Origin of the sequence: Bradyrhizobium sp. NBAIM03 (assembly GCF_020194055.1) — a bacterium.
GTDB classification, from domain to species: Bacteria; Pseudomonadota; Alphaproteobacteria; order Rhizobiales; family Xanthobacteraceae; genus Bradyrhizobium; species Bradyrhizobium yuanmingense.
The window spans coordinates 1-21,222 of the sequence record NZ_JADYVS010000039.1 but is presented as its reverse complement, the minus strand read 5'-3'; the positions used below and the strand labels follow the sequence as shown (position 1 = coordinate 21,222).

The 21,222-nt window shown below is 64.0% G+C and carries 21 protein-coding genes and 1 pseudogene; 8 read left to right on the top strand and 14 right to left on the bottom strand.

Annotation, left to right across the window (positions count from 1 at the left end; translation table 11 throughout):
• Positions 1-62 precede the first annotated feature (62 nt).
• The 3 genes from I6F21_RS34745 to I6F21_RS34735 are packed head-to-tail and all read right to left on the bottom strand — an operon-like array spanning position 63 to position 1,710.
• Complete coding sequence (locus I6F21_RS34745; protein WP_225125521.1) at positions 63-587, bottom strand: DUF4269 domain-containing protein; 525 nt, start codon at positions 585-587, stop codon at positions 63-65.
• Positions 568-981, bottom strand: coding sequence for an ASCH domain-containing protein (locus tag I6F21_RS34740; RefSeq protein WP_225125523.1), 414 nt, complete (start codon positions 979-981; stop codon positions 568-570). The genes I6F21_RS34745 and I6F21_RS34740 overlap by 20 nt, the downstream gene beginning before the upstream one ends.
• Complete coding sequence (locus I6F21_RS34735; RefSeq protein ID WP_225140673.1) at positions 982-1,710, bottom strand: haloacid dehalogenase type II; 729 nt, start codon at positions 1,708-1,710, stop codon at positions 982-984.
• Positions 1,711-2,048: 338 nt separating this feature from the next.
• Between I6F21_RS34735 and I6F21_RS34730 the strand changes: the two genes are divergently transcribed.
• A complete protein-coding gene (locus tag I6F21_RS34730; RefSeq protein WP_225113557.1) occupies positions 2,049-3,071 on the top strand; it encodes a hypothetical protein in 1,023 nt (340 codons plus the stop codon).
• Positions 3,072-3,135: 64 nt separating this feature from the next.
• Here I6F21_RS34730 and glpX read toward each other — a convergent pair whose 3' ends face one another.
• The 5 genes from glpX to I6F21_RS34705 form a co-directional block, all read right to left on the bottom strand.
• Complete coding sequence (gene glpX / locus I6F21_RS34725; protein WP_036022942.1) at positions 3,136-4,137, bottom strand: class II fructose-bisphosphatase; 1,002 nt, start codon at positions 4,135-4,137, stop codon at positions 3,136-3,138.
• A gap of 144 nt (positions 4,138-4,281) precedes the next feature.
• Positions 4,282-5,598, bottom strand: coding sequence for a homoserine dehydrogenase (locus I6F21_RS34720; RefSeq protein ID WP_036022941.1), 1,317 nt, complete (start codon positions 5,596-5,598; stop codon positions 4,282-4,284).
• A gap of 28 nt (positions 5,599-5,626) precedes the next feature.
• Entirely contained in the window at positions 5,627-6,847 is a 1,221-nt protein-coding gene (locus tag I6F21_RS34715) for an LL-diaminopimelate aminotransferase (RefSeq protein WP_225140671.1), read from the bottom strand.
• A gap of 228 nt (positions 6,848-7,075) precedes the next feature.
• Entirely contained in the window at positions 7,076-7,351 is a 276-nt protein-coding gene (locus I6F21_RS34710; protein WP_036033514.1) for a hypothetical protein, read from the bottom strand.
• Between the two features lie 12 nt (positions 7,352-7,363).
• Positions 7,364-7,606, bottom strand: a complete 243-nt coding sequence (locus I6F21_RS34705; RefSeq protein ID WP_225184118.1) for a hypothetical protein — start codon at positions 7,604-7,606, stop codon at positions 7,364-7,366.
• Here I6F21_RS34705 and phaC point away from each other — a divergent pair.
• Positions 7,605-9,413 carry a class I poly(R)-hydroxyalkanoic acid synthase gene (gene phaC, locus I6F21_RS34700; RefSeq protein WP_225140669.1) on the top strand — a complete coding sequence of 603 codons (1,809 nt, stop codon included), beginning with the start codon at positions 7,605-7,607 and terminating at the stop codon, positions 9,411-9,413. The two genes, I6F21_RS34705 and phaC, sit on opposite strands and share 2 nt — an antisense overlap.
• A gap of 122 nt (positions 9,414-9,535) precedes the next feature.
• Complete coding sequence (locus I6F21_RS34695; protein WP_035999918.1) at positions 9,536-9,934, top strand: MAPEG family protein; 399 nt, start codon at positions 9,536-9,538, stop codon at positions 9,932-9,934.
• A gap of 116 nt (positions 9,935-10,050) precedes the next feature.
• Here the strand turns inward: I6F21_RS34695 and argC are convergent, their stop codons facing one another.
• Positions 10,051-11,034, bottom strand: a complete 984-nt coding sequence (argC, locus tag I6F21_RS34690; protein ID WP_036022938.1) for an N-acetyl-gamma-glutamyl-phosphate reductase — start codon at positions 11,032-11,034, stop codon at positions 10,051-10,053.
• Complete coding sequence (locus tag I6F21_RS34685; protein ID WP_225140665.1) at positions 11,031-11,696, bottom strand: FMN-binding negative transcriptional regulator; 666 nt, start codon at positions 11,694-11,696, stop codon at positions 11,031-11,033. The genes argC and I6F21_RS34685 overlap by 4 nt, the downstream gene beginning before the upstream one ends.
• A gap of 391 nt (positions 11,697-12,087) precedes the next feature.
• Between I6F21_RS34685 and I6F21_RS34680 the strand changes: the two genes are divergently transcribed.
• Entirely contained in the window at positions 12,088-13,089 is a 1,002-nt protein-coding gene (locus tag I6F21_RS34680; protein ID WP_157285877.1) for an MBL fold metallo-hydrolase, read from the top strand.
• Positions 13,090-13,142: 53 nt separating this feature from the next.
• On the opposite strand, the gene I6F21_RS34675 is transcribed toward I6F21_RS34680, so the two are convergent.
• Positions 13,143-13,673, bottom strand: coding sequence for a DedA family protein (locus tag I6F21_RS34675; protein ID WP_035999932.1), 531 nt, complete (start codon positions 13,671-13,673; stop codon positions 13,143-13,145).
• A gap of 274 nt (positions 13,674-13,947) precedes the next feature.
• Between I6F21_RS34675 and parE the strand changes: the two genes are divergently transcribed.
• From parE to I6F21_RS34655, 4 genes are all read left to right on the top strand, one after another.
• A complete protein-coding gene (gene parE, locus I6F21_RS34670) occupies positions 13,948-15,990 on the top strand; it encodes a DNA topoisomerase IV subunit B (RefSeq protein ID WP_225140663.1) in 2,043 nt (680 codons plus the stop codon).
• Positions 15,991-16,431: 441 nt separating this feature from the next.
• A complete protein-coding gene (locus I6F21_RS34665; protein WP_057029089.1) occupies positions 16,432-17,214 on the top strand; it encodes a porin family protein in 783 nt (260 codons plus the stop codon).
• 193 nt (positions 17,215-17,407) lie between these two features.
• Positions 17,408-17,593: a hypothetical protein gene (locus I6F21_RS34660; protein ID WP_036000069.1), complete on the top strand. Its 186-nt coding sequence runs from the start codon at positions 17,408-17,410 to the stop codon at positions 17,591-17,593.
• Positions 17,594-17,614: 21 nt separating this feature from the next.
• Complete coding sequence (locus I6F21_RS34655; RefSeq protein WP_035999947.1) at positions 17,615-18,385, top strand: glucose 1-dehydrogenase; 771 nt, start codon at positions 17,615-17,617, stop codon at positions 18,383-18,385.
• A 111-nt stretch (positions 18,386-18,496) separates the two neighbouring features.
• Here I6F21_RS34655 and I6F21_RS34650 read toward each other — a convergent pair whose 3' ends face one another.
• The 3 genes and pseudogenes from I6F21_RS34650 to I6F21_RS34640 form a co-directional block, all read right to left on the bottom strand.
• Positions 18,497-19,264: an outer membrane beta-barrel protein gene (locus I6F21_RS34650; RefSeq protein ID WP_036022935.1), complete on the bottom strand. Its 768-nt coding sequence runs from the start codon at positions 19,262-19,264 to the stop codon at positions 18,497-18,499.
• A 179-nt stretch (positions 19,265-19,443) separates the two neighbouring features.
• Positions 19,444-20,661: an FAD-dependent oxidoreductase gene (locus I6F21_RS34645; protein ID WP_225140661.1), complete on the bottom strand. Its 1,218-nt coding sequence runs from the start codon at positions 20,659-20,661 to the stop codon at positions 19,444-19,446.
• A 211-nt stretch (positions 20,662-20,872) separates the two neighbouring features.
• Positions 20,873-21,222: pseudogene (locus I6F21_RS34640) on the bottom strand (hypothetical protein); the annotation flags it as partial.

Sequence of the window (21,222 nt, the reverse complement as noted above, 5' to 3'; positions counted from 1 at the left end):
CCGTCAGTTCAGATCCGGGCGGCGCGAGCCGCCCGGATCTGTGCGGTCCCACGCGGCGAACCTTACAGGCACTCCAGGCGGGCCCGCAGCTGGGCGTCGCTCTCACGGCCCACTGCAAGCAATGCGGAATACGGGTCCCCGGCAATGCCGAGCGCGGCGGCAAACGCGGGCTCGGTCTTCATCCCGCGCGCCCTATGGTCGGCCACGGCTTTGCGCAGACGCCCGTCGTCGAGCGCGAGCAATCTCCGCTCGATTTCGAAGTGCAGCCAGCCTTCCTGCTGATCGACCGGCCTGGGATCGCCGAATAGCTCGAACGGCCAGCCGTCCCACTCGAAGCGGGCGACCACCGGCCGTCGGCGGGAGCACCATTGGTAGAGCGCAAACCCGTCACAGGAGCGGTATCGTCGCCAGACCACTTCGGCGAAAGCTGCCGCGTCGAGAACATGGCAGACGACATCGATGTCGCTCGTCGTCGTCGCGAGCCCCAAGGGCAGCGTCCCGACCACGCGTGGATCGAACTCCCGCAGCTCGTCGAGCAATCCCGAACTGCCGATTGCGGCTTCGTAGCTATCGATCGGTCTCGGCATCGCCGAAGACCTCGACCAGGCGAAAACGCTCGCACATCAGCATCATGTCGTCGCTATAGCGCCCGAGCCTGCCGAAATAGGATTGATGGGCACGGCGCCAATGAGCCAGGCTCCGGTCGCCTTCTCCCTCGTCATGTGCAAAGGCTGCATCGACCTCGTTGAAGCGCCGGTATGTCACCTCGATGGTTTCGATGACGCAGCGCGGCTCTCCTCGCCCGTCGAGCACGACCCAGCGCTCACCGGGCGTAGAGGTGTTCGGCTCGTCCTCGGTGCTGCACGTCGCGGTCTTGATGCCCTTGACGACGAGCTCGACTAGTTCGTCGGCCAGCGCGGGACTGTCGCCGAACGCGAAGGTTCGCAGATGCTGATACGGCTCGGGAATCCCCTTGCCCACCTAACAGCCGAGCCTATCCGCGATGCCGCCAAAATCCTTCGCGACGATGTCCCACTTGCCGGTTGCTTCGAAATCGACCTTCTGAAGCGGGCCGTATTCGGTCGGCCGCGCCACGAAGGCGGTCTTCAATCCGTTCTTCTGGGCGGCAGCGAGATCGCCATTGTGGGCCGCGACCATCATCACCTCTTCCGGCTTGAGGCAGAGCAGCTTTGCTGCGCCGAGATAGGTTTCCGGATCGGGCTTGTAGTGCTCGAACAGCTCGGCCGACATAATGAGGTCCCACGGCAGGCCGGCGAACTTCGCCATGTTGGTGAGCAGCGCGACGTTGCCGTTCGAGAGCGGCGAGATCACGAACTTTGATTTCAGCCGCGTCAAGCCGGTGACGCTGTCGGGCCAGGGATGCAGGCGGTGCCAGCCTTTGGTGAGGTAATCGAGATCGGCCTCGGTGAGGCCCCTGATCGCGAATTGATCGACCAGCTGCTCCAGCGAGCGGCGGTGCAGGTCATCGAGCATGACGTAGCCGCGCTCGGGATGTTGGCGCACGTCGTCCATCGAGGCCATGTACATGCCGCGCCAGCCGTCGACCAGCGCGGTCCAATCCGCGCTGATGCCGCGCTGCTTTCCCCACCACATGAAGTCGGTGATCAGGCTGGTGCGCCAGTCCACGACCGTGCCGAATACGTCGAAGACGAGGGCTTTGACGACGGAGAGATTGGATGGTGTGGTCATGCTTCGCTCCGCTGATATTTGTTTTGGCCCGGCTAGCCGGCCGAGATCGAGGGCTTTAAAGCATGATCCGTTCCATGCAACAATAGCGCTAGTTCGGCGCATCAAGCACGTGAGGGACGAGTTTGGTCGCCTACCTCAACTCGTCGGGGTGAAGCGCACCGGCCATGACAACCGTCTCTGTCGCATACATATTGCTCGAGGATGCCCGCCTCCCGGACGAGGAGGCTTTGATCCAGTTCTTACGCGTTCGTCATGCCGACATACGCTGGAACCGTAGCACCTTCGCACCGAGCGACGGTGCTGACGGTCCCCTGTTCATCCGCGCAGGAGATCATCTCATGACGATCCTCCTGATGCCTGCGCCGATACCTTTCGATCAGCAATTGTGGGAGCGGGCTTCCTGGCTGTGGCCGGAAGCTTTCCACGCCGCTCGACGCCATCGTGCGCACCTCGTGGTCGCGCCGATGGGCTCTGCCGAAGGCAATACGGAAACGAAAGCGCTGGATTTTGCCGAGAATACGTACCTCACGACCGCCTTTGTGGGTGCCGTGGTTGCGGCACTGCCTAATGTTGTCGCCGTCATCTGGGACGGAAAAATCGGCCGTTCCCCCGAGATGTGGCTGGAGCAGTCAAGCCGCGCGTTCGAGGCGTATCCAGATCAGCCGTTCGGATTGTGGATGGACATCGTCCCCTTCCGTTCCGGCAAGACCCTGGGAGCTTATACGCTCGGATTGTCCGCGTTCGCTGGACGAGAGATCGAGTTTGAGGTGGACGGGCTTGACGAACGCACCGTCACCGGCCGGGTTGCCCAGCTCTCGGCATTTCTCATCGCTGCCGACCCCGACGCGAGCTTCAAGAACGGTGAGGTGTTCAAACCGGACTCCGAGATCGACCATCGCGTTGCTGTGCTCCATCGCAAGTCGCGCTTCAACCTTGGGCCGGTCATCTCCTTCTCATCTCTTGATGATCGATCGGGGAGAATCAGGACCTATCCGATCATTCCTCCTTCCATCGCCGGAAATCATCCTCTGCTGATCATGCTGGCAAAGGTTGGGCATTTCGATCCGGCGCATCCAAGAAACAAAATCGGTCTCAAGCCTGATCACTACGTCTCCGAAGTACGCCTGGAGAGCTTCGATGAAGGCCTCGCGCAGGCGCTGTCCCGTATGATTGCAACTGACACCTATGCCGAGGCCGACATAAACGCGCGCAGCGCGCTCGCGCGCGGAGACATGGCGACCGCGAAGTCCATTCTTCAGCCCTGGGCCGATGAGGTTGGGCAGCTCCAGGGGGCCGTCATGCTGGCTCTGATGTTGCGCGACCTGCACATGTTCGCCCCGGCACCGCATCGCAGCCCATAGCAGACAGACGACGGATCCGTCTGCGACCAAAGCGCCGAGCAATCGCGCGCGGATGACCGCGGCCTCAATCCAGATGGAACTTTGCCAGCTCGCGATGCTCGGCCTTGATGTAGCGCACGGTGCCGGTGACGGAGCGCATCACCACCGTCTCGGTCTCGATCACACCGTCCTTGCGGAACTTGACGCCTGAGAGCAGCGAGCCCGTGGTGACGCCGGTGGCGGCGAACAGGCAGTCGCCGCGTGCCATGTCCTCGATGCCGTAGATCATCTTGGGATCGTTGACGCCCATCTTGGCGGCGCGCTCGCGCTTCTCCTCGGAATCGAGGATGAGGCGGCACTGCATCTGGCCGCCGATGCAGCGCAGCGCCACGGCGGCGAGCACGCCTTCCGGTGCACCGCCGGTGCCGAGATACATGTCGACGCCGGTGTTGTCGGGGTCGGCGCAATGGATGACGCCGGCAACGTCGCCGTCGGTGATCAGGCGTACGGCCGCACCGGTCGAGCGCACGCTCGAAATGATGTCGGCATGGCGCGGACGGTCGAGCACGAGAACGGTGATGCCCTCGGGCTTCACGCCCTTGGCCTTGGCGAGGCGGCGGACATTGTCGGCCGGCGAGGCATCGAGATCGACGACGCCCTTGTCGTAGCCGGGGCCGATCGCGAGCTTCTGCATGTAGACGTCGGGGGCGTGCAGCAGCGTGCCGCCGTCAGCCATCGCCATGGTGGCGATCGAGCCCGGCATGTTCTTGGCGCACAGCGTGGTGCCTTCGAGCGGGTCGACCGCGATATCGACCTCGGGACCTGCCTTGAGGCCGACCTGCTCGCCGATATAGAGCATCGGCGCCTCGTCGCGTTCGCCCTCGCCGATCACGATGGTGCCCTGGATCGGCAGCTTGTTGAGCTCGCGCCTCATGGCGTCGACGGCGGCCTGGTCGGCCGCCTTCTCGTTGCCGTGGCCGCGCAACCGCGCCGACGACACCGCCGCCCGCTCCGTCACCCGCACGATCTCCAGCGTGAGAATGCGCTCGAGCAAGGCGTGCGGGGGGACTTCAATATGGGTCGACATCGGCTTACTCCTTCGAAACGTTTGGGACGGAAATCTCCGTCCACATCAACTCACAACGCCCGGTGTTCGTTCGAACGAACGACCGCCTTATGGCTTGAGCATGACCTTTCCGGAAAACCGCTCAGACTTTTCCGAGGTCATGCTCTAGTTCTTCTCGATCCGGATCACCTGCGGCCGTCCGCTGATCACCTTGTCCTTCTGCACGGCGGCGAGCGCACGGCGCACGGCATCCTCGTGCGTGGCATAGGTGATCAGGATGACGGGCACCGGGACAGCCTTGCCGTCAGTGGGCGCAGCGCCGCCATTGGGATGACGCTGCACGATCGACTCGATCGAAATCTTCTGCTCGGCAAGCCGCGTCGCGATCGCGGCCGCAGTGCCGGGGAAATCGCGGGCGAGCAGGCGAATGTAATAGCCGCCCTCGTGGCGCTCCATCGGCGCCTTCTTGGTGTCGCGCAGCTGCCCGATCGGCCGGCCGAACGGATTGGCGCGGATGCCGCGCGCGACGTCGGCGATGTCGGCGACGACGGCGGATGCGGTCGCGGCACCGCCCGCGCCGGGGCCGACCAGCGTGATCGGCGGAATGCCTTCGCCATCGATCGTGACCGCATTGGTGACACCCATCACCTGCGCGATCGAGGAGGATTTCGGCACCATGGTCGGATGCACGCGCTGCTCGATGCCCTTGGCGGTGCGAACGGCAACGCCGAGCAGTTTGAGCCGATAACCGAGATCGTCGGCGGCGCGAAGATCTTCCGGCGCGATGGATGAGATGCCTTCGACATACACCGCACTTTGAGCAACTTTCGTGCCGAAAGCGAGGCTGGCGAGAATGGCGAGCTTCTGCGCGGTGTCGTGGCCGTCGACGTCGAAGGACGGATTGGCCTCGGCATAGCCGAGCCGCTGGGCATCCTTGAGGCATTCGGCGAAGGACAGGCCCTCCTGCTCCATCCGGGTCAGGATGTAATTGCAGGTGCCGTTGAGGATGCCGTAGACGCGGTTGACGCCGGTTCCGGCAAGCCCTTCGCGCAACGTCTTGATGACGGGGATCGCGGCGCCGACCGCTGCCTCGAAATTCAGCGCACCGCCGTGCTTTTCAGCCGCCTTGGCCAGCTTGAGGCCGTGCTTGGCGAGCAGCGCCTTGTTTGCTGTGACGACCGACTTGCCGGCACCGAGCGCAGCGTCCACCGCCGACAGCGCGGGATCGCCGGCGCCGCCCATCAGCTCGACGAAGCAATCGACCTCCGGATGCGTGGCGAGCGCGATCGGGTCCTTCGCCCAATCGAAGCCGCGCAGGTCGATGCCGCGCTTCTTCGCCTTCGAACGCGCGGTGACCGCAACCACGCGGATGCCCCGGCCGCTGCGCCCTGCGAGCACGCGCGCCTGTGTTTCGATCAAACGGATAACCTCGGCACCCACGGTGCCGAGCCCCGCTATGCCCACTTTCAGCGGTGCGACCATGATACTTCAGAAAACCTGCAGAAGAGAATTACCGCCGATTGGCGAGAGGAACCACGTTGTGCAACGTTTCGATGCCGCTTTCAAGGAAGCGGCGGACGCCGCGCGCGGCCTGCCTGATCCGTTGCTCGTTTTCCACCATGGCGATGCGGACATATCCTTCACCATGCTCGCCGAAGCCGACGCCGGGCGAGACCGCGACGCCGGATTTCTCCACCAACAGGGTCGCGAACTGCATGCTGCCGACGCTGCGGAAGGCTTCCGGCAGCGGCACCCAGGCGAACATCGAGGCCTCCGGCGCCGGGATTTCCCACCCCGCCCGGCCGAACGATTCCACCAGCGCGTCGCGGCGCTTGCGGTAGGTGTCGCGCATCTCCTTGATGCAATCGTCCGGACCGTTCAGCGCCGCGGTCGCCGCGACCTGCACCGGCGTGAAGGCGCCGTAATCGAGATAGGATTTGACACGGGCGAGCGCGGCGATCACGCGCTCATTGCCGACTGCAAAGCCCATGCGCCAGCCGGCCATCGAATAGGTCTTCGACATCGAGGTGAACTCGACGGTGCAGTCCATCGCGCCCGGCACCTCCAGCACCGAGGGCGGCGGGTTGCTCTCGTCGAAATAGACCTCGGCATAAGCGAGATCGGACAGGATCAGGATCTCGTGCTTCTTCGCGAAGGCGACGAGGTCCTTGTAGAAGTCGAGGCTCGCGACATAGGCGGTCGGGTTCGAGGGATAGCAGACGACGAGCGCGAGCGGCTTGGGGATCGAATGCACGATCGCCCGCTCCGCCGCCTCGAAGAACTGCGGCGTCGGCTCCGACGGCACCGAGCGGATGACGCCGCCCGCCATCAAGAAACCGAAGGCGTGAATCGGGTAGCTCGGGTTCGGACAGAGGATGACGTCGCCCGGCGCGGTGATCGCCTGCGCCACATTGGCGAAACCTTCCTTCGAGCCCAGCGTCGCCACGACCTGGGTGTCGGGGTTCAGCTTCACGTCGAAGCGGCGGGCGTAATAGGCGGCCTGGGCCCGGCGCAGCCCGGGGATGCCGCGCGAGGCCGAGTAGCGGTCGGTGCGCGGCTTGCCGAGCGTCTCCTTCAGCTTGTCCAGCACATGCGCCGGCGCCGGCAGGTCCGGATTGCCCATGCCGAGGTCAATGATGTCGGCGCCGGCATTGCGCGCAGCCGCCTTGGCCCGGTTGACCTGCTCGAACACGTAAGGCGGAAGGCGGCGAATGCGGTAAAATTCTTCCATGGCTCTCTGGGCTCCGGGCAACCGGTCAGGACAGAATCGACAGGCCGCGAGGGCCGGCACGAAAGCACTCAGGCTCCATCGCGAAAATTACTCAGAATCAAATACTTAGAGCAATCGTCGGCAACGAAGATTGAAGTCGTTCGCCCTGACTCCAGGCTGAACCGAGGTCTTTTAGCACGGCAAAGCGGAGGCGCCAGCGATTACGTTGGCAGTCTCGCGGCCACGGGCCTATTTGGCGTCCTTGGCGGCAGCGGCCTGGCGATCGCGCGCGGCGGCGAGCTCGGCCTCGATCTTGGCGCGCTGCTCCAGCGGGATGATCGCCTGATCGCGATCCGGCGGCAGATCATGCACCGGCAGATAGGACCCGGGCTCCCTGGCGCGCGGCGGCGCATCCGCGGGCGCCAGATCCGCGAGTTGACTCGAACACCCGCCCAGGGCGAGCGCCGCCATCAGCACCGCGCCGCAGATCGGCAGCGTCTTTTGCAGGTCCCATAACGCCAACACTTGGGAAATCCCCTACTCGTCCCAAAGCACGGCCCGGGCAAGCTTACCCAAGACCGTGCCCAAGCTCAAACCATTGCTGCCCAAAATGGTTAGAGCAAGAAAACAGCCGATGCCCAACAAACCGAGCCGTGCGGCCCGATTGTGACGGAACCAAGAAGATTTGTCGCAGTGCAACACATCTTCGAGAGCGTTTAACGTCAAACCTGCGAGCTTCGCGGTGACGAATACGGAATGAATCGTTACTGTTCTGCGCATGAGTATGGCCACGACCGATACGCCGAAACCCGAGACGAAGTTCGACGCCGAAGCCTTTGCGATGAACGTCGCGCGGGCGATGGAGAGCGGCGGCAAGGCGCTCGCCGCCTATCTCAAGCCGCGCGAGAGCGGCGAGGTGCAGGACCGCCCGCCGGCCGAGCTTGCCGAGGTCGTCAAGACGTTCACGTCGGTCGCCGAATATTGGCTGTCGGACACGTCCCGCTCGTCCGATCTCCAGACCAAGCTTGCCAAGGACTATCTCGACCTGTGGGGCTCGGCGGTGCGTCGCATGGCCGGTCAGGACGCCGAGCCCGCGATCGCCCCCTCGCCCCGCGACAAGCGCTTTGCCGATCCGGAATGGAAGTCGAACCAGTTCTTCGACTTCGTCATGCAGCTCTATCTGCTCACGACCAAATGGGCGCAGGAGCTGGTGCGCGACGCCGAAGGGCTCGATCCGCACACGCGCCGCAAGGCCGAGTTCTACGTCCAGCAGGTCACCAACGCGCTCTCGCCGTCGAACTTCGTGCTGACCAACCCCGAAGTGCTGCGCGAGACGGTGGCGTCCAGCGGCGAGAACCTCGCGCGCGGCCTGAAGATGCTGGCCGAGGACATCGCCGCCGGCAAGGGCATGCTGAAGATCCGCCAGTCCAATCCGGACAATCTCGTCGTCGGCGTCAACATGGCGACGACGCCGGGCAAGGTGGTCTACCAGAACGAGATGATGCAGCTGATCCAGTATTCGCCGACGACGGAGAAGGTGCTGCGCACCCCGCTCCTGATCGTGCCGCCCTGGATCAACAAGTTCTACATCCTCGATCTGAAGCCGGAGAAATCCTACATCAAGTGGTGCGTCGACCAGGGCATCACCGTCTTCGTGATCTCATGGGTCAATCCCGACAAGCGGCTCGGCAACAAGGGCTGGGAAGACTACATGAAGGAAGGCCCGCTCACGGCGATGGACGTGATCGAGAAGATCACCGGCGAGATGAAGGTGCACACCGCCGGCTATTGCGTCGGCGGCACGATGCTCGCGACCACGCTGGCCTGGCTCGCCGAGAAGCGCCGCCAGCGCGTGTCGTCCGCGACGTTCTTCGCGGCCCAGGTCGACTTCACCCATGCCGGCGATCTGCTCGTGTTCGTCGACGAGGAGCAGATCGCCGCGATCGAGCAGGACATGAAGACTGCCGGCGTGCTCGAAGGCTCGAAGATGGCCATGGCCTTCAACATGCTGCGCTCCAACGACCTGATCTGGTCCTACGTGGTCAGCAACTATCTGAAAGGCCAGCAGCCGAGCGCGTTCGACCTGTTGCATTGGAACTCCGATGCGACACGGATGACCCAGGCCAACCATTCCTATTACCTGCGCAATTGCTACCTGGAGAACCGGCTCTCCACCGGCACGATGGCGCTCGACAACACCCTGCTCGATCTCTCCAAGGTGAAGGTGCCGGTCTACAATCTCGCCACCCGCGAGGATCACATCGCGCCCGCGGAATCGGTGCTCTACGGCTCGCAATTCTTCGGCGGCCCGGTGAAATACGTGCTGTCCGGCTCGGGCCACATCGCGGGCGTGGTCAATCCGCCTGCCGCGAACAAGTACCAGTATTGGACCAACGACAACATCAAGAACGTCAGCGTCGCGCAGTGGATGAAGGGCGCCACCGAGCACAAGGGCTCATGGTGGCCGGACTGGCGGGAGTGGCTGGGCGAGCTCGACCCCGAGGAAGTCCCGGCGCGCGTGGTCGGCAGCGACGCATTTCCGCCGATCGAGGACGCGCCCGGCAGCTATGTCAGAGTTCGCGCGTAGCGGAATCCGGCGCGCTTTCGTATAGACTAATTGTTTGAGCATGATCTTTTCGGAAAACCGCTACTCACTTTTCCGGATCATGCTCTAGCCTCAATCCAGCGACGACACAGGGGACCGGCACTATGACACGCGAATTGTTCTGGCTGACACTGACGGTGATCCTGACGGGCGTTCTGTGGGTTCCCTACATCATCAACCGCTGCCAGGTTCGCGGTTTGAGCGGTGCCATGGCCAACCCCTCGCGCGGCGACAAGCCGCAGGCGGAGTGGGCCAACCGGCTGATGTTCGCCCATGACAACGCGGTCGAGAACCTCGTCATCTTCGCCCCGCTGGTGCTGATCCTGAACGCGATCGACTATTCCACGAAATGGACGGTGCTCGCCTGCGCCGTCTATTTCTGGTCGCGCATCGCGCACATCATCGTCTATGCGCTCGGAATTCCGGTGTTCCGCACCCTCGCCTTCACCGTCGGCTTCTTCGCCCAGGCCGTGCTGGTGCTGGCGATCTTCAGGGTGGTTTGAAGCACTTTCCACGTCATTGCGAGGAGCCCTCGCGACGAAGCAATCCAGACTATTTCCGCGGTGGAAGCTCTGGATTGCTTCGCTTCGCTCGCAATGACGGAGGATAGAGGCCTGCCTCACTCCTCCGGCAGGCCGAGCATCAGCCGCATGTTCTGCACGGCTGCGCCGGATGCCCCCTTGCCGAGATTGTCGAGCCGGGCGACCAATAGCGCCTGGTGATATTTGTCGCTGGCGAAGACGTAGAGCTCGAGCATGTTGGTCTCGTTGAGCGCCTCCGGCTCGAGCCGGCCGCCCTTGCTCGCCTCGTTTTGCAGCGGCATCACCTTGACGTATTTCGAGCCGGCGTAACGTTTTGCCATCGCCGCCTGCAGGTCGGCGCCGCCGGGCTTGCCCGGCAGCGTGTCGAGCTGGAGCGGCACCGAGACCAGCATGCCCTGCCGGTAGTTGCCGACCGAGGGAATGAAGATCGGCCGCCGCGTCAGGTTCGAATAGAGCTGCATCTCCGGCAGATGCTTGTGCTCGAAGCCGAGGCCGTAGAGCTCGAAGGACGGGGCGCTGCCATCCTCGAAGCTTGCGATCATCGACTTGCCACCGCCGGAATAGCCGCTCACCGCGTTGACGGTGACGGGATAATCAGGCGGCAGCAGGCCAGCATCGACGATCGGCCGCAGCAGCGCGATCGCGCCGGTCGGATAGCAGCCGGGATTGGAGACCTTCTTCGCCGCCTTGATCTTGCCGGCCTGGTCAGGCGTGAGCTCCGCAAAGCCGTAAGCCCAGTCCGGCGCGACCCGGTAGGCGGTCGAGGCATCCAGCACCTTGGGCGCGTGAGCCCCCATGCCGTCGACCAGGGCAACGGTTTCCTTGGCGGCATCGTCGGGAAGGCAGAGGATGACGAGATCCACCTCCTCCATCAGCGCCTTCTTGGCCGCGGGATCCTTGCGCTTGTCGTCGGCAATGGTCTTCACCGCGACGTCGCTTTGGAGCTTCAGCCGCTCATTGATGCCGAGGCCGGTGGTACCGGAACCGCCATCGACGAAGACGGTGGCCGGCTTCTTTGCCGCGCTGGTGGCCGGAGCTTTGGTGGTGTCAGCGAGGCTCATGATGCGCTCCCTTCGAGCATGTTCGTGTCGTCTGCGAAAACCTGCGGCCTTGCCTGCCGCATCAATTGTGAGATCCGCTTGGCATCGGCATCGCCGCCGTCAAGCGCATTCGCGATCGCCGCATAATCGGCATCCGACTTGTGCTGGTTCAGCTTGAAGCTGCCTTCGACCTCCTCAACGGTCATGACCAGCCCAACGATCCCTTTCTTCATCGTCGCCAGCCGACCCGCCGTCATCTTGGCCGACGTCCACGGCTTTTTCGGCAGCAGCCAGCTCTCGAACTTGGCGCTGAGCACCTCGAGCTGCACCGCCAGCTCGTCATCCGACAACAGCCGAACCGGCCCGCTCAAATGCACCGACTGGTAGAGCCAGGTCGGAACCTGATCCGGCGAGACGTACCAGTCCGGCGATACATAGGCATCCGGGCCGTTGACCGCGAGCAGCCACGACGCCTCGCCGCCCGCCAGCTTTAGCAGCGGATTGTGACGGGCGAGATGAAAGGCAGCCTGCGGCGTGCCATCTGCGGCATAGGTCAAATAGAACGGCAACGGCGAGGCGATCGGCCGCTTGCCATCGAAGGCGCACATCGTGCCGAAGCCGCGATCCTCGGCGAATTTCAGGCTCGCGGCGCGGTCCTGCTTGAAAAAGGGTGGCGTGTACATCGTGGTCTCCTGCTGGGCCTCCTCGGGGGACCGCCGGATCAGATCGCGCTGACAGGAGAGAGGATGCCGCGGATCGGGTCCAGCGGCAAAGACGATGATCTCAAACGCGATCGACCGCCCAAACCGCTAAGCTGCGGCGGCGGCGACGGGCGAACAGAATGGTCGCGGCGTTGATCATGGCGCGCGGCTATAATGCCCGCTGGTTCCATGGTCAAGAGCAAATCGGTTCAGTGGGACGGCAGGATGCCGCACGCGCGACGGCAGGACGCGCACAGATGTCATCGGCCCGCCGTGGAATTTCCACTAGAAGTAGGGGTTTTCGAGAACGACCGGCGGGACACAACCTCTTCGCCGGCCCCGAGCCGTTCGCACCCAGCCTCAGGACATCACCATGACCGAGATTACTCGTCGCGCAACGCTAGCCGGCGCCGCCGCATCGGCGCTCCTGCCTTTCGTGAAGATTTCGCCCGCGGGCGCCGCCGCGCCGCTGGCCGAGAAGCAGAATGCGAGCTTCTATCGCTACAATGTCGGCACCCACCAGGTCACGGTGGTCTGCGATGGCGTTGCGACCGTCAATCTGACCGACAATTACGCCGCCGGCGCCAGCAAGGATGACATCAACAAAGTGTTCGCCGAGCACCACCTGCCGGCCGACAAGGTCACCCACACCTTCAACCCGGTGGTGGTCAACACCGGACCGAAGCTCGTCGTCATCGATACCGGGCTCGGTCCCGACCAGTTCACGCAGTCGAAGGGCAAGGTCGGCCAATTCCAAAACAATCTCGCCGCCGCCGGCATCGACCGCGCGGCGGTCGATACCGTCATCATCTCCCATTTCCATGGCGACCACATCAACGGCCTGCTGGCGGCCGAGAACAAGCCCGCCTTCCCCAATGCCGAGATCATGGTTCCGGCGGTGGAATGGAAGTTCTGGATGGATGACGGCGAGATGAGCAAGGGGATGGGCAATCCGATCCTCGAGAACAATTTCAAGAACATTCGCCGTGTGTTCGATGCCTTGGGCCGCAAGGTCACACAATATGAGGCCGGCAAGGAGGTCGCGCCCGGTATCACCTCGGTAGCGAGCCCCGGCCACACGCCAGGCCACAATTCCTTCATCGTCGCCTCGGGCGCCGAGAAGGTGCTGGTGCAGGTGGATATCACCGCGGGCGCAGCGTTCCTGTTCGTGAAGCATCCCGAATGGAACATCGCATCCGACGTCGACAAACCGCTGGCCCAGCAGACGCGCCGCAAGCTCTACGACATGGCGATTGCCGAGAAGATGCCGATCCAGGCCTTCCACGCCGCCTTCCCCGGTCTCGTCCGGGTCGAGAAGGAAAAGGACGGCTCCGGTTATCGCTGGATCCCCGCGATCTGGAACGCATCGCTGTAGGCTTGCTTAGAAGGCTTGGCCTGACGCCCTGACCGGGCGGCCCCGTTGCCCGGTCAGATCACCCGCCAGATCCACTCCATGATCTTGGCGAGCACGTCGCCGAACAGCAGGAGCACGGCCGACCAGATCAGGGCCGAGACGAAGTTTGCAGCCTGGAAGGTCCAATAGGGCATCTCGAAGATGCCGGCCGCGAGCGGCACCGAGGCGCGCAGGGGTCCGAAGAAGCGCCCGATGAAGATGCTGGGGACGCCCCAGCTGCGCACGAAAGCCTCGCCTCTGGGGAGCAGTCCCGGATAGCGCGAGAGCGGCCACATCTCGGCGACCTTCTCCTTGTAGCGATAGCCGAACCAGTAGGAGACCCAGTCACCCAGCGCCGCGCCGAGGGCGCCGGCAATCCAGACCGGAAAAAAGTTGATGCCGCTGACCCCGATCAGCGCACCGATTGCCACCAGCGCGCCCCAGGCCGGGACCAGCAGCGAGATGAAGGCGAGCGACTCTCCGAAGGCCAGCACGAACACGATTGGCGCTGCCCAAGCCTGGTGAACGCGCACGAAGTCAGTGAGGGCGTGCGCAAACTGCTCCATCCAAAATAGCCTTCCCGCCCCGTCTCAAGGTGCTGCTCGATGAAAAGGACTGGTAAGCCAAGGACTTGTGTGACATCAAGTCACAAAACCCAGACATCACCAAGCCGGCACGTCAAATTGCCGGGAAATGGCGAGGCTGCGGCGTAAAATCGCCCGGATTCGCTCCCAACCCACAGCGCCCAGTCCGCCCTACGGTAACCTTTCCAAGTCAGAAGTGGCATAGTCGGCTTAACCGATTCGCCGCTTCTGCGGCCCTCAAAACCCATCAAGATATATGTCCAAGCAGTTGAAGCCAAAAGCAAAAGACGATTTCTTCGGCGGTGACGAGCCGAAGCCCCGCACAGCCGTCAAGGCGGCGCCGCGCAGTGGCGGGGAAGCCGATTACACGGCAGCCGACATCGAGGTGCTCGAGGGGCTGGAACCGGTGCGGCGCCGGCCCGGCATGTATATCGGCGGCACCGACGAGAAGGCGCTGCATCATCTGTTCGCCGAAGTCATCGACAACTCGATGGACGAGGCGTTGGCCGGGCATGCGACCTTCATCGGAGTCGAGCTGAGTGCGGACGGTTTCCTGACCGTCACCGACAACGGCCGCGGCATCCCGATCGATCCGCATCCGAAATTCCCGAAGAAGTCGGCGCTCGAAGTCATCATGTGCACGCTGCATTCGGGCGGCAAGTTCGACAGCAAGGTCTACGAGACCTCGGGCGGTCTGCACGGCGTCGGCATCTCCGTGGTGAACGCCCTCTCCTCGCGTCTCGAGGTCGAGGTTGCGCGCAGCCAGAAGCTCTACCGCATGACCTTCGAGCGCGGCCATCCCAAGGGCAAGCTCGAGGACCTCGGCAAGGTCAACAACCGCCGCGGCACGCGCGTGCGCTTCAAGCCCGACACCGACATCTTCGGGCAGAAGGCCGCGTTCAAGCCGCAGCGCCTGTTCAAGATGACGCGCTCGAAGGCCTACCTGTTCGGCGGCGTCGAGATCCGCTGGAACTGCGCGCCCGAGCTGCTCAAAGGCGTAGAGGACGTGCCGGCGGAAGCGACGTTCCACTTCCCGGGCGGCCTCAAGGACTATCTCGCTGCCGCGATCCACGCCGACACGCTGGTGCATCCGGACATCTTCTCCGGCAAGTCGGGACGCAACGGCGCGCACGGCGCCTGCGAATGGGCGGTGGCCTGGACCGCGGATGCCGACGGCTTCCTTTCCTCCTACACCAACACCGTGCCGACGCCCGACGGCGGCACCCACGAATCCGGCCTGCGCAGCGCGCTGCTGCGCGGGCTGAAGGATCACGCCGAGCGCGTCGGCCAGGGCAAGCGCGCCGCCTCCGTCACCTCGGAAGACGTGATGGTGGGCGCCGCCGTGATGCTTTCGGTGTTCGTGCGCGAGCCCGAATTCCAGGGCCAGACCAAGGATCGCCTCGCCACCCCCGAAGCGCAACGCATCGTCGAGCAGGCGATGAAGGACCCGTTCGACCATTGGCTGTCGGGCAATCCGAACATGGCCAACCGGCTGCTCGACTTCGTCATCGACCGCGCCGAGGAGCGGCTGCGGCGGCGGCAGGAGAAGGAGACCGCACGCAAGACGGCCGGCAAGAAGCTGCGCCTGCCCGGCAAGCTCGCCGACTGCACCGATGCCGGCACCGAGGGCTCGGAGCTGTTCATCGTCGAGGGCGACTCGGCTGGCGGCAGCGCCAAGCAGGCGCGCGACCGCAAGACCCAGGCCGTGCTGCCGCTGCGCGGCAAGATCCTCAACGTCGCCTCCGCCGGCAAGGACAAGCTGACGGCGAATGCGCAGCTCTCCGACCTCGTGCAGGCGATCGGCTGCGGCACGCTCGCGCAATATCGCGAGGAGGATCTGCGCTATCAGCGCATCATCATCATGACCGACGCCGACGTCGACGGCGCCCACATCGCCTCGCTCCTGATCACCTTCTTCTATCGCCAGATGCCGCGGCTGATCGACGAAGGCCATCTCTTCCTCGCGGTGCCGCCGCTCTACAAGCTGACCCACGGCTCCAAGTCGGTCTACGCCCGCGACGACGCGCACAAGGAGGCGCTGCTCAAGAGCGCGTTCAACGCCAACGCCAAGGTCGAGGTGAACCGCTTCAAAGGGCTCGGCGAGATGATGCCGGCGCAGCTCAAGGAGACCACCATGGACCCGGCCAGGCGGACGCTGCTCAAGGTGGTGCTGCTGGCCGACGACCGCGACACCACGGCGGATTCGGTCGAGCGGCTGATGGGCACCAAGGCCGAGGCGCGCTTTGCCTTCATCTCGGACAAGGCCGAGTTTGCCAGCGACGAGTTGCTGGACGTTTGAGGCGGCAACCAAACCGGCTGCACGCCAACACAGCCCCGGCCCAAAGCCGGGGCTGTGTCTTTGGGGCAGCGGCCGCCGTTTCGGACCAGTTTGCCTTGTGTGCTGCCGGGATCTTCGTTGCTTTCCGGATTCGTCTCGCGGCGACTCGGCCAGCGACTCAGCGGATGCTGCGGCCGGGAGCAGGATTGCCTCCGTCTCGGACAAAACCGAATTTGCTAACGAAACCTTACTCAAAATCGAGTCGCCAGAATTCGGTCAAGGCCTTGAAACATAACACTTTTTCTAGATCTGGGCGAGGCCGCCGCAAAATACCCCCACACCGGCGTTTTCCGGCGACTGTGCCTGTCCGGCAACAGCATTTCGGCAAGAACCGTCTATAGTCCGCTCATCAGATGACACGGACTTCAGTGCGCTCGCGCCGACAAGGTTTGGGGATTTAAAATGAAGAAGACATTGCTCGCTCTGACCGCGGTTGCGGCGATGACCGGCACGGCCTCGGCTGCCGACTTGGGCGCCCGTCCCTACGCGAAGGCCCCGATGCCGGCGCCCGTCGCCAACTGGACCGGCTTCTACGTCTTCGGCGGCGGCGGCGGCGGCCTCTCCAATGCTGACCAGCAGATTGTCGACACCGCCACGGGTACCCCGCTGACCATCACGCAGCGTCAGGGCGGTTCCGGTTGGTTTGGTACGGTCGGCGCTGGTTACGACTGGCAGTTCAGCGGCACCTGGGTCGCCGGTGTGTTTGGCGACGCTCAGTTCGGCAGCATCCGCTCCACCATCCAGGATCCGATCTTCGACATCACTGGTAACCAGAAGCTGGAGACCTCTTGGGCCGCGGGCGTGCGCCTCGGCTGGCTGGTCGCTCCGAACGTTCTCTCCTACGTCAACGGCGGTTACTCCGGCGCTCACTTCGGCCGCACCAACTTCACGACGCTCGGCGGTACCCCGGCCGGTGTTCACCTCAATGGCTACGATCGTCACGGCTGGTTCATCGGCGGCGGCGTCGAGAACAGCCTGAACATCTTCGGCATCACCTCGCCCGGCTGGTTCATGAAGACCGAGTACCGTTCGGCCTTCTACAATGCCAAGACTGAGGCTATCCGCACCGACATCGGCGACCTCCCGACCATCAACAGCGTCCGTGCCAACAGCTGGAACCAGACGATCTCGACCTCGCTGGTCTACCGCTTCAACTGGACCGGTCCGGTCGTCGCGAAGTACTGATCTGATCTCACGATCAAGCGTCAAAGCCCCGGCATCGCCGGGGCTTTTTCGTTTTGGGCCTAGCTAGCGTCCTTGCGGCCACGGCCCATTGTGTCCGTACCAGAGCTACGGCTAGTCTGTCGGCAAGTTTTCGTGGCTGCGGCAGTCGTTGATGCCGTGGAGCGCGACAGAAGCGGACCGATGGGAGGAAGGCATGCGCAGATTTCTGCTGGTGGCAGGCCTGTTTGCAACCGCTCTCGGGCTGCTCTGGATTGGACAGGGCACGGGCACGGTTCCGTGGCCGCGATCGAGCTTCATGGTCAACCAGCTGCACTGGGCCGGCTATGGCGCAGCCATGGCCGGGTTCGGGCTGGTGCTGATCTGGCAGAGCAACCAATAGAAGAAACCAGGGAATTCAAGCATGACATCCAGCCGGTTCGATCTCCGCGGCAAGGTCGCGATCGTCACGGGAGGCAATGGCGGCATCGGGCTCGGCATGGCGCGCGGCCTCGCCGATGCCGGCGCCGACATCGCCGTGGTCGGACGCAACGAGAGCAAGTCCGCCGCCGCCGTGGCCGATCTCAGGCAGCGCGGCGTGAAGGCGATCGCCGTCGCCACCGACGTGACCGACAAGGCGGCGGTCGCAGCCATGATCGACCGTGTCGTCAAGGAGCTCGGCCGCATCGACATCCTCGTCAACAATGCCGGCATGAGCATCCGCAAGCCCCCGCACGAGCTCGAGCTCGACGAGTGGAACAAGGTGATCGACACCAACCTCACCAGCGCCTTCGTGTGCTCGAAGCTGGCCTATCCGGCGCTGAAGGCGTCCGGCAACGGCAAGGTGATCAACATCGGCTCGATGATGTCGATCTTCGGCGCAAGCTTCGCGACCGCCTATGCGGCCAGCAAGGGCGGCATCGTGCAGTACACCCGCGCCTGCGCCAATGCCTGGGCGCCCGACAACATCCAGGTCAACGCCATCCTGCCGGGCTGGATCGACACCGATCTCACCCGCGGCGCGCGACAGCAGGTCTCGGGGCTGCACGAGCGCGTGCTGGCGCGCACGCCTGCGGGGCGCTGGGGCGACATCGACGACTTCGCCGGCATCGCCGTGTTCCTGGCATCGCCCGCGTCGAATTTCGTCACGGGTACGGCGATCCCGGTCGACGGCGGATTCTCGGTGATGGCCTGAGGTCGGTCTGCGCGCCATCCAACGACGCAAAAAAGAAGCCCCGGACGACGCCGGGGCTTTTGAATTGAGACAGTGCTTTTCTTGATCGTTGGTCGCGTTGCGTCGACGTGCTCAGTAGCGGGCGATGGTGGGTGCGTCGAACTTGTAGCTCGCGCGCACCACGGCCCATTGGATGTCGCGCGGCTTGGCATCGAAGGTGTAGTTTCCGGAGGTGCCGCCGAGCTGATAGGTCTGGCTGGTGAAGGCCGCGTAATTGTATTCGAGGCCGACGATCCAGTTGCGGGTGACGCCGTATTCCCAGCCGGCGCCGACGGTCCAGCCGTTAGCCCAATGGGTTTGTCCGCCCGAGCCCGTCGCCACACCGACGGTGTCGGTGACCGAGAGGCGGTTGTTCGCGCCGGCATAGCCGCCCTTGATGTAGAAGAGGTTGTTCTGCACGGCGAAGCCGGCGCGCCCGACCACGGTCGCGAGCACGTTGGTACGCCAGGAGAACACGTCATCCGCGGCGCCAAACACGGTGTTCGTGAACGAGCCCTTGTTGTCGAGACCCGAAATCGTGCCTTCCACGCCGAACACGTAATTGTTGGCCTGCCAATTGTAGCCGATCTGCGCGCCGCCCATGACGCCCGCGTTGCGCTGGCGATAGCCCTCTCCCGGCAGCAGATCGCCGAACGCCGCGCCGGTGCCGTTGTTGATGAACTGCTGGTTGGTCCATGCGCCACCGATGTGGCCGCCGACATAGAAGCCGGTCCAGTTGAACAGCGGCTCGACATAGGCGGGCGCCTTCGTGTAGCGCGCACCGAGATCGGCGGCGGAGGCCGCACCGGTCGAAACCAGAGCCGTCGTGCAGGCAAAGGCGGCAATCAACTTATTACGCATGGTACACCCCGTGTCCTTGATGGACGCACGGTCACAGACAGGCTCTTACTAAAATTGAAATCAACACGGTTAACGTGGCGGTTGGGCCCGCATCGCGCCGTGAATCCGATGGCGATGTTGCAAGCGTGCAACGCATCGCGCGCGAATTCACGCCGCGTTATCCCTACCGAAGTCCTCCGCTAGGATTGCGGCGCGGCGCGCGAATGCACGTGCTCGGGCCGCACGCCGAGCGCAAGCAGGCGCGCCGGAATGCCCTGCAGCCATGGCAGCGCGGTGATGAGGCGCACGACCAGCGGCACCTTCAGCGGCCGGTCGCCGCCCTGCAAGGCGCCACTGATGATGTTGTTCTGCACGACCACCTGCATAGCTTGCGTCATCTTCACCGGGAACGCGCGACGGCGCCTGATGGCATCGAGCTCGTGCTCGGACGGGCAGCCATGCTGCAGCTTGTCCGCCAGGAGGTTCGCGGTCGCAACCGCATCCTGCACGGCGAGATTGACGCCGACGCCGCCGATTGGCGACATCGCATGTGCGGCATCGCCGATGCACAACAGGCCTGGCTGCGTCCAGCGCGTCAGACGGTTGATCGCGACGGTGAGCAGCTTGACGTCGTCGAAGCTCTTCACCTCGGCGATGCCGGAGCGGAGGATCGGCGCCATGCGCACGACGTCGTCGAGCAGCGCCGAAAGTCCCCTCGCCTTCACCGCATCGTACTGTCCCTTGGCGATGACATAGGCGCACTGCCAATATTCGCCGCGGTCGAAGGTGATCATCATCTTGCCGGGTTCGACCCGCGCGAACACGTTCTCGGTTTCGTCGGGTTTGCGGCCGGCGCGAAACCACAGCACGTCCATCGGCGCGCCGATCTCCTCGACGCTAAGGCCCGCGCGCTCGCGAACCGTCGAATGCCGGCCGTCGCAGGCGATGGTGAGATCGGCCTCGATGTCGATGATGCCCTCAGGCGTCTTCGCCCGCACGCCGGCGATCGTCTCGCCGCGGCGGATCAGATCGATCGCCTCCGTGCTCATCATCACCTCGAGCGAGCCAAAGCGCCTGCCCGCCTCGCGCAGAAAATTCAAGAAGTCCCATTGCGGCATGAAGGCGATGAAGGGGTATTTGGTGTGGAGCCGGCTGAGATCGGCAATGCGCACCGGCGTGCCGCCGAACAGGCCGTCCATCTTCTGCAGGCGCTGGTGCGGCAGCTTCAGGAAGCCGTCGATCAGGCCGAGCTCATCCATCACTTCAAGCGTCGACGGATGCACGGTATCGCCGCGGAAATCGCGGAAGAAATCCGCATGCTTCTCCAGCACCACGACGTCGATGCCGGCGCGTCCCAGGAGGTAGCCGAGCATCATGCCGGCAGGTCCGCCGCCGACGACGCAGCAGCGGACTTTCATGGTCCTGTCAGATTGTGGGTTGGGTGTCACTGCAGACGCGAACCGCGAGGTGAGTATCGATGAAGAGATGTCCGCCGATACTAGCGCGATTCAGGTCAAAGAGAGTCCTAATTATGCAGGGTGCAGTTGGATCAATGCCGGTTGGGAGCAGCAGACCGGCGCCAAATGAAAGGCCCGCTTCGTGCGGGCCTTCCGTGACGGTCGCGTTCGACTATTTCTGATCCTCGCTGCTGGTCCCGGACCCCGGACTGCCGATCGGCACCCCATTCGGAGCACGCCCGGCACCCATGTTTCGCTCGGCCTGAGCTGCCGTTGGCGACTTGCCGGCGGCAGTCGGCGCTTGAACATTGGGATTGGTCGGGCTGTTATTGGTGTTGATGTTGGCGCCTGTGGTGGTGCCCTGCGTTCCCATGCCGGAGGGAGCCGACGGCCCGGAATTGGCACTGCTGGGTGACGTTCCAATTCCCGCGCCCGATGAGGCCGCAGATCCGCCGCTGGTTCCGCCGGTCCCCGTGCCTGCCGCGGCACCCGCACCTGCGCCACCGCCGCCTGCGCCACCAC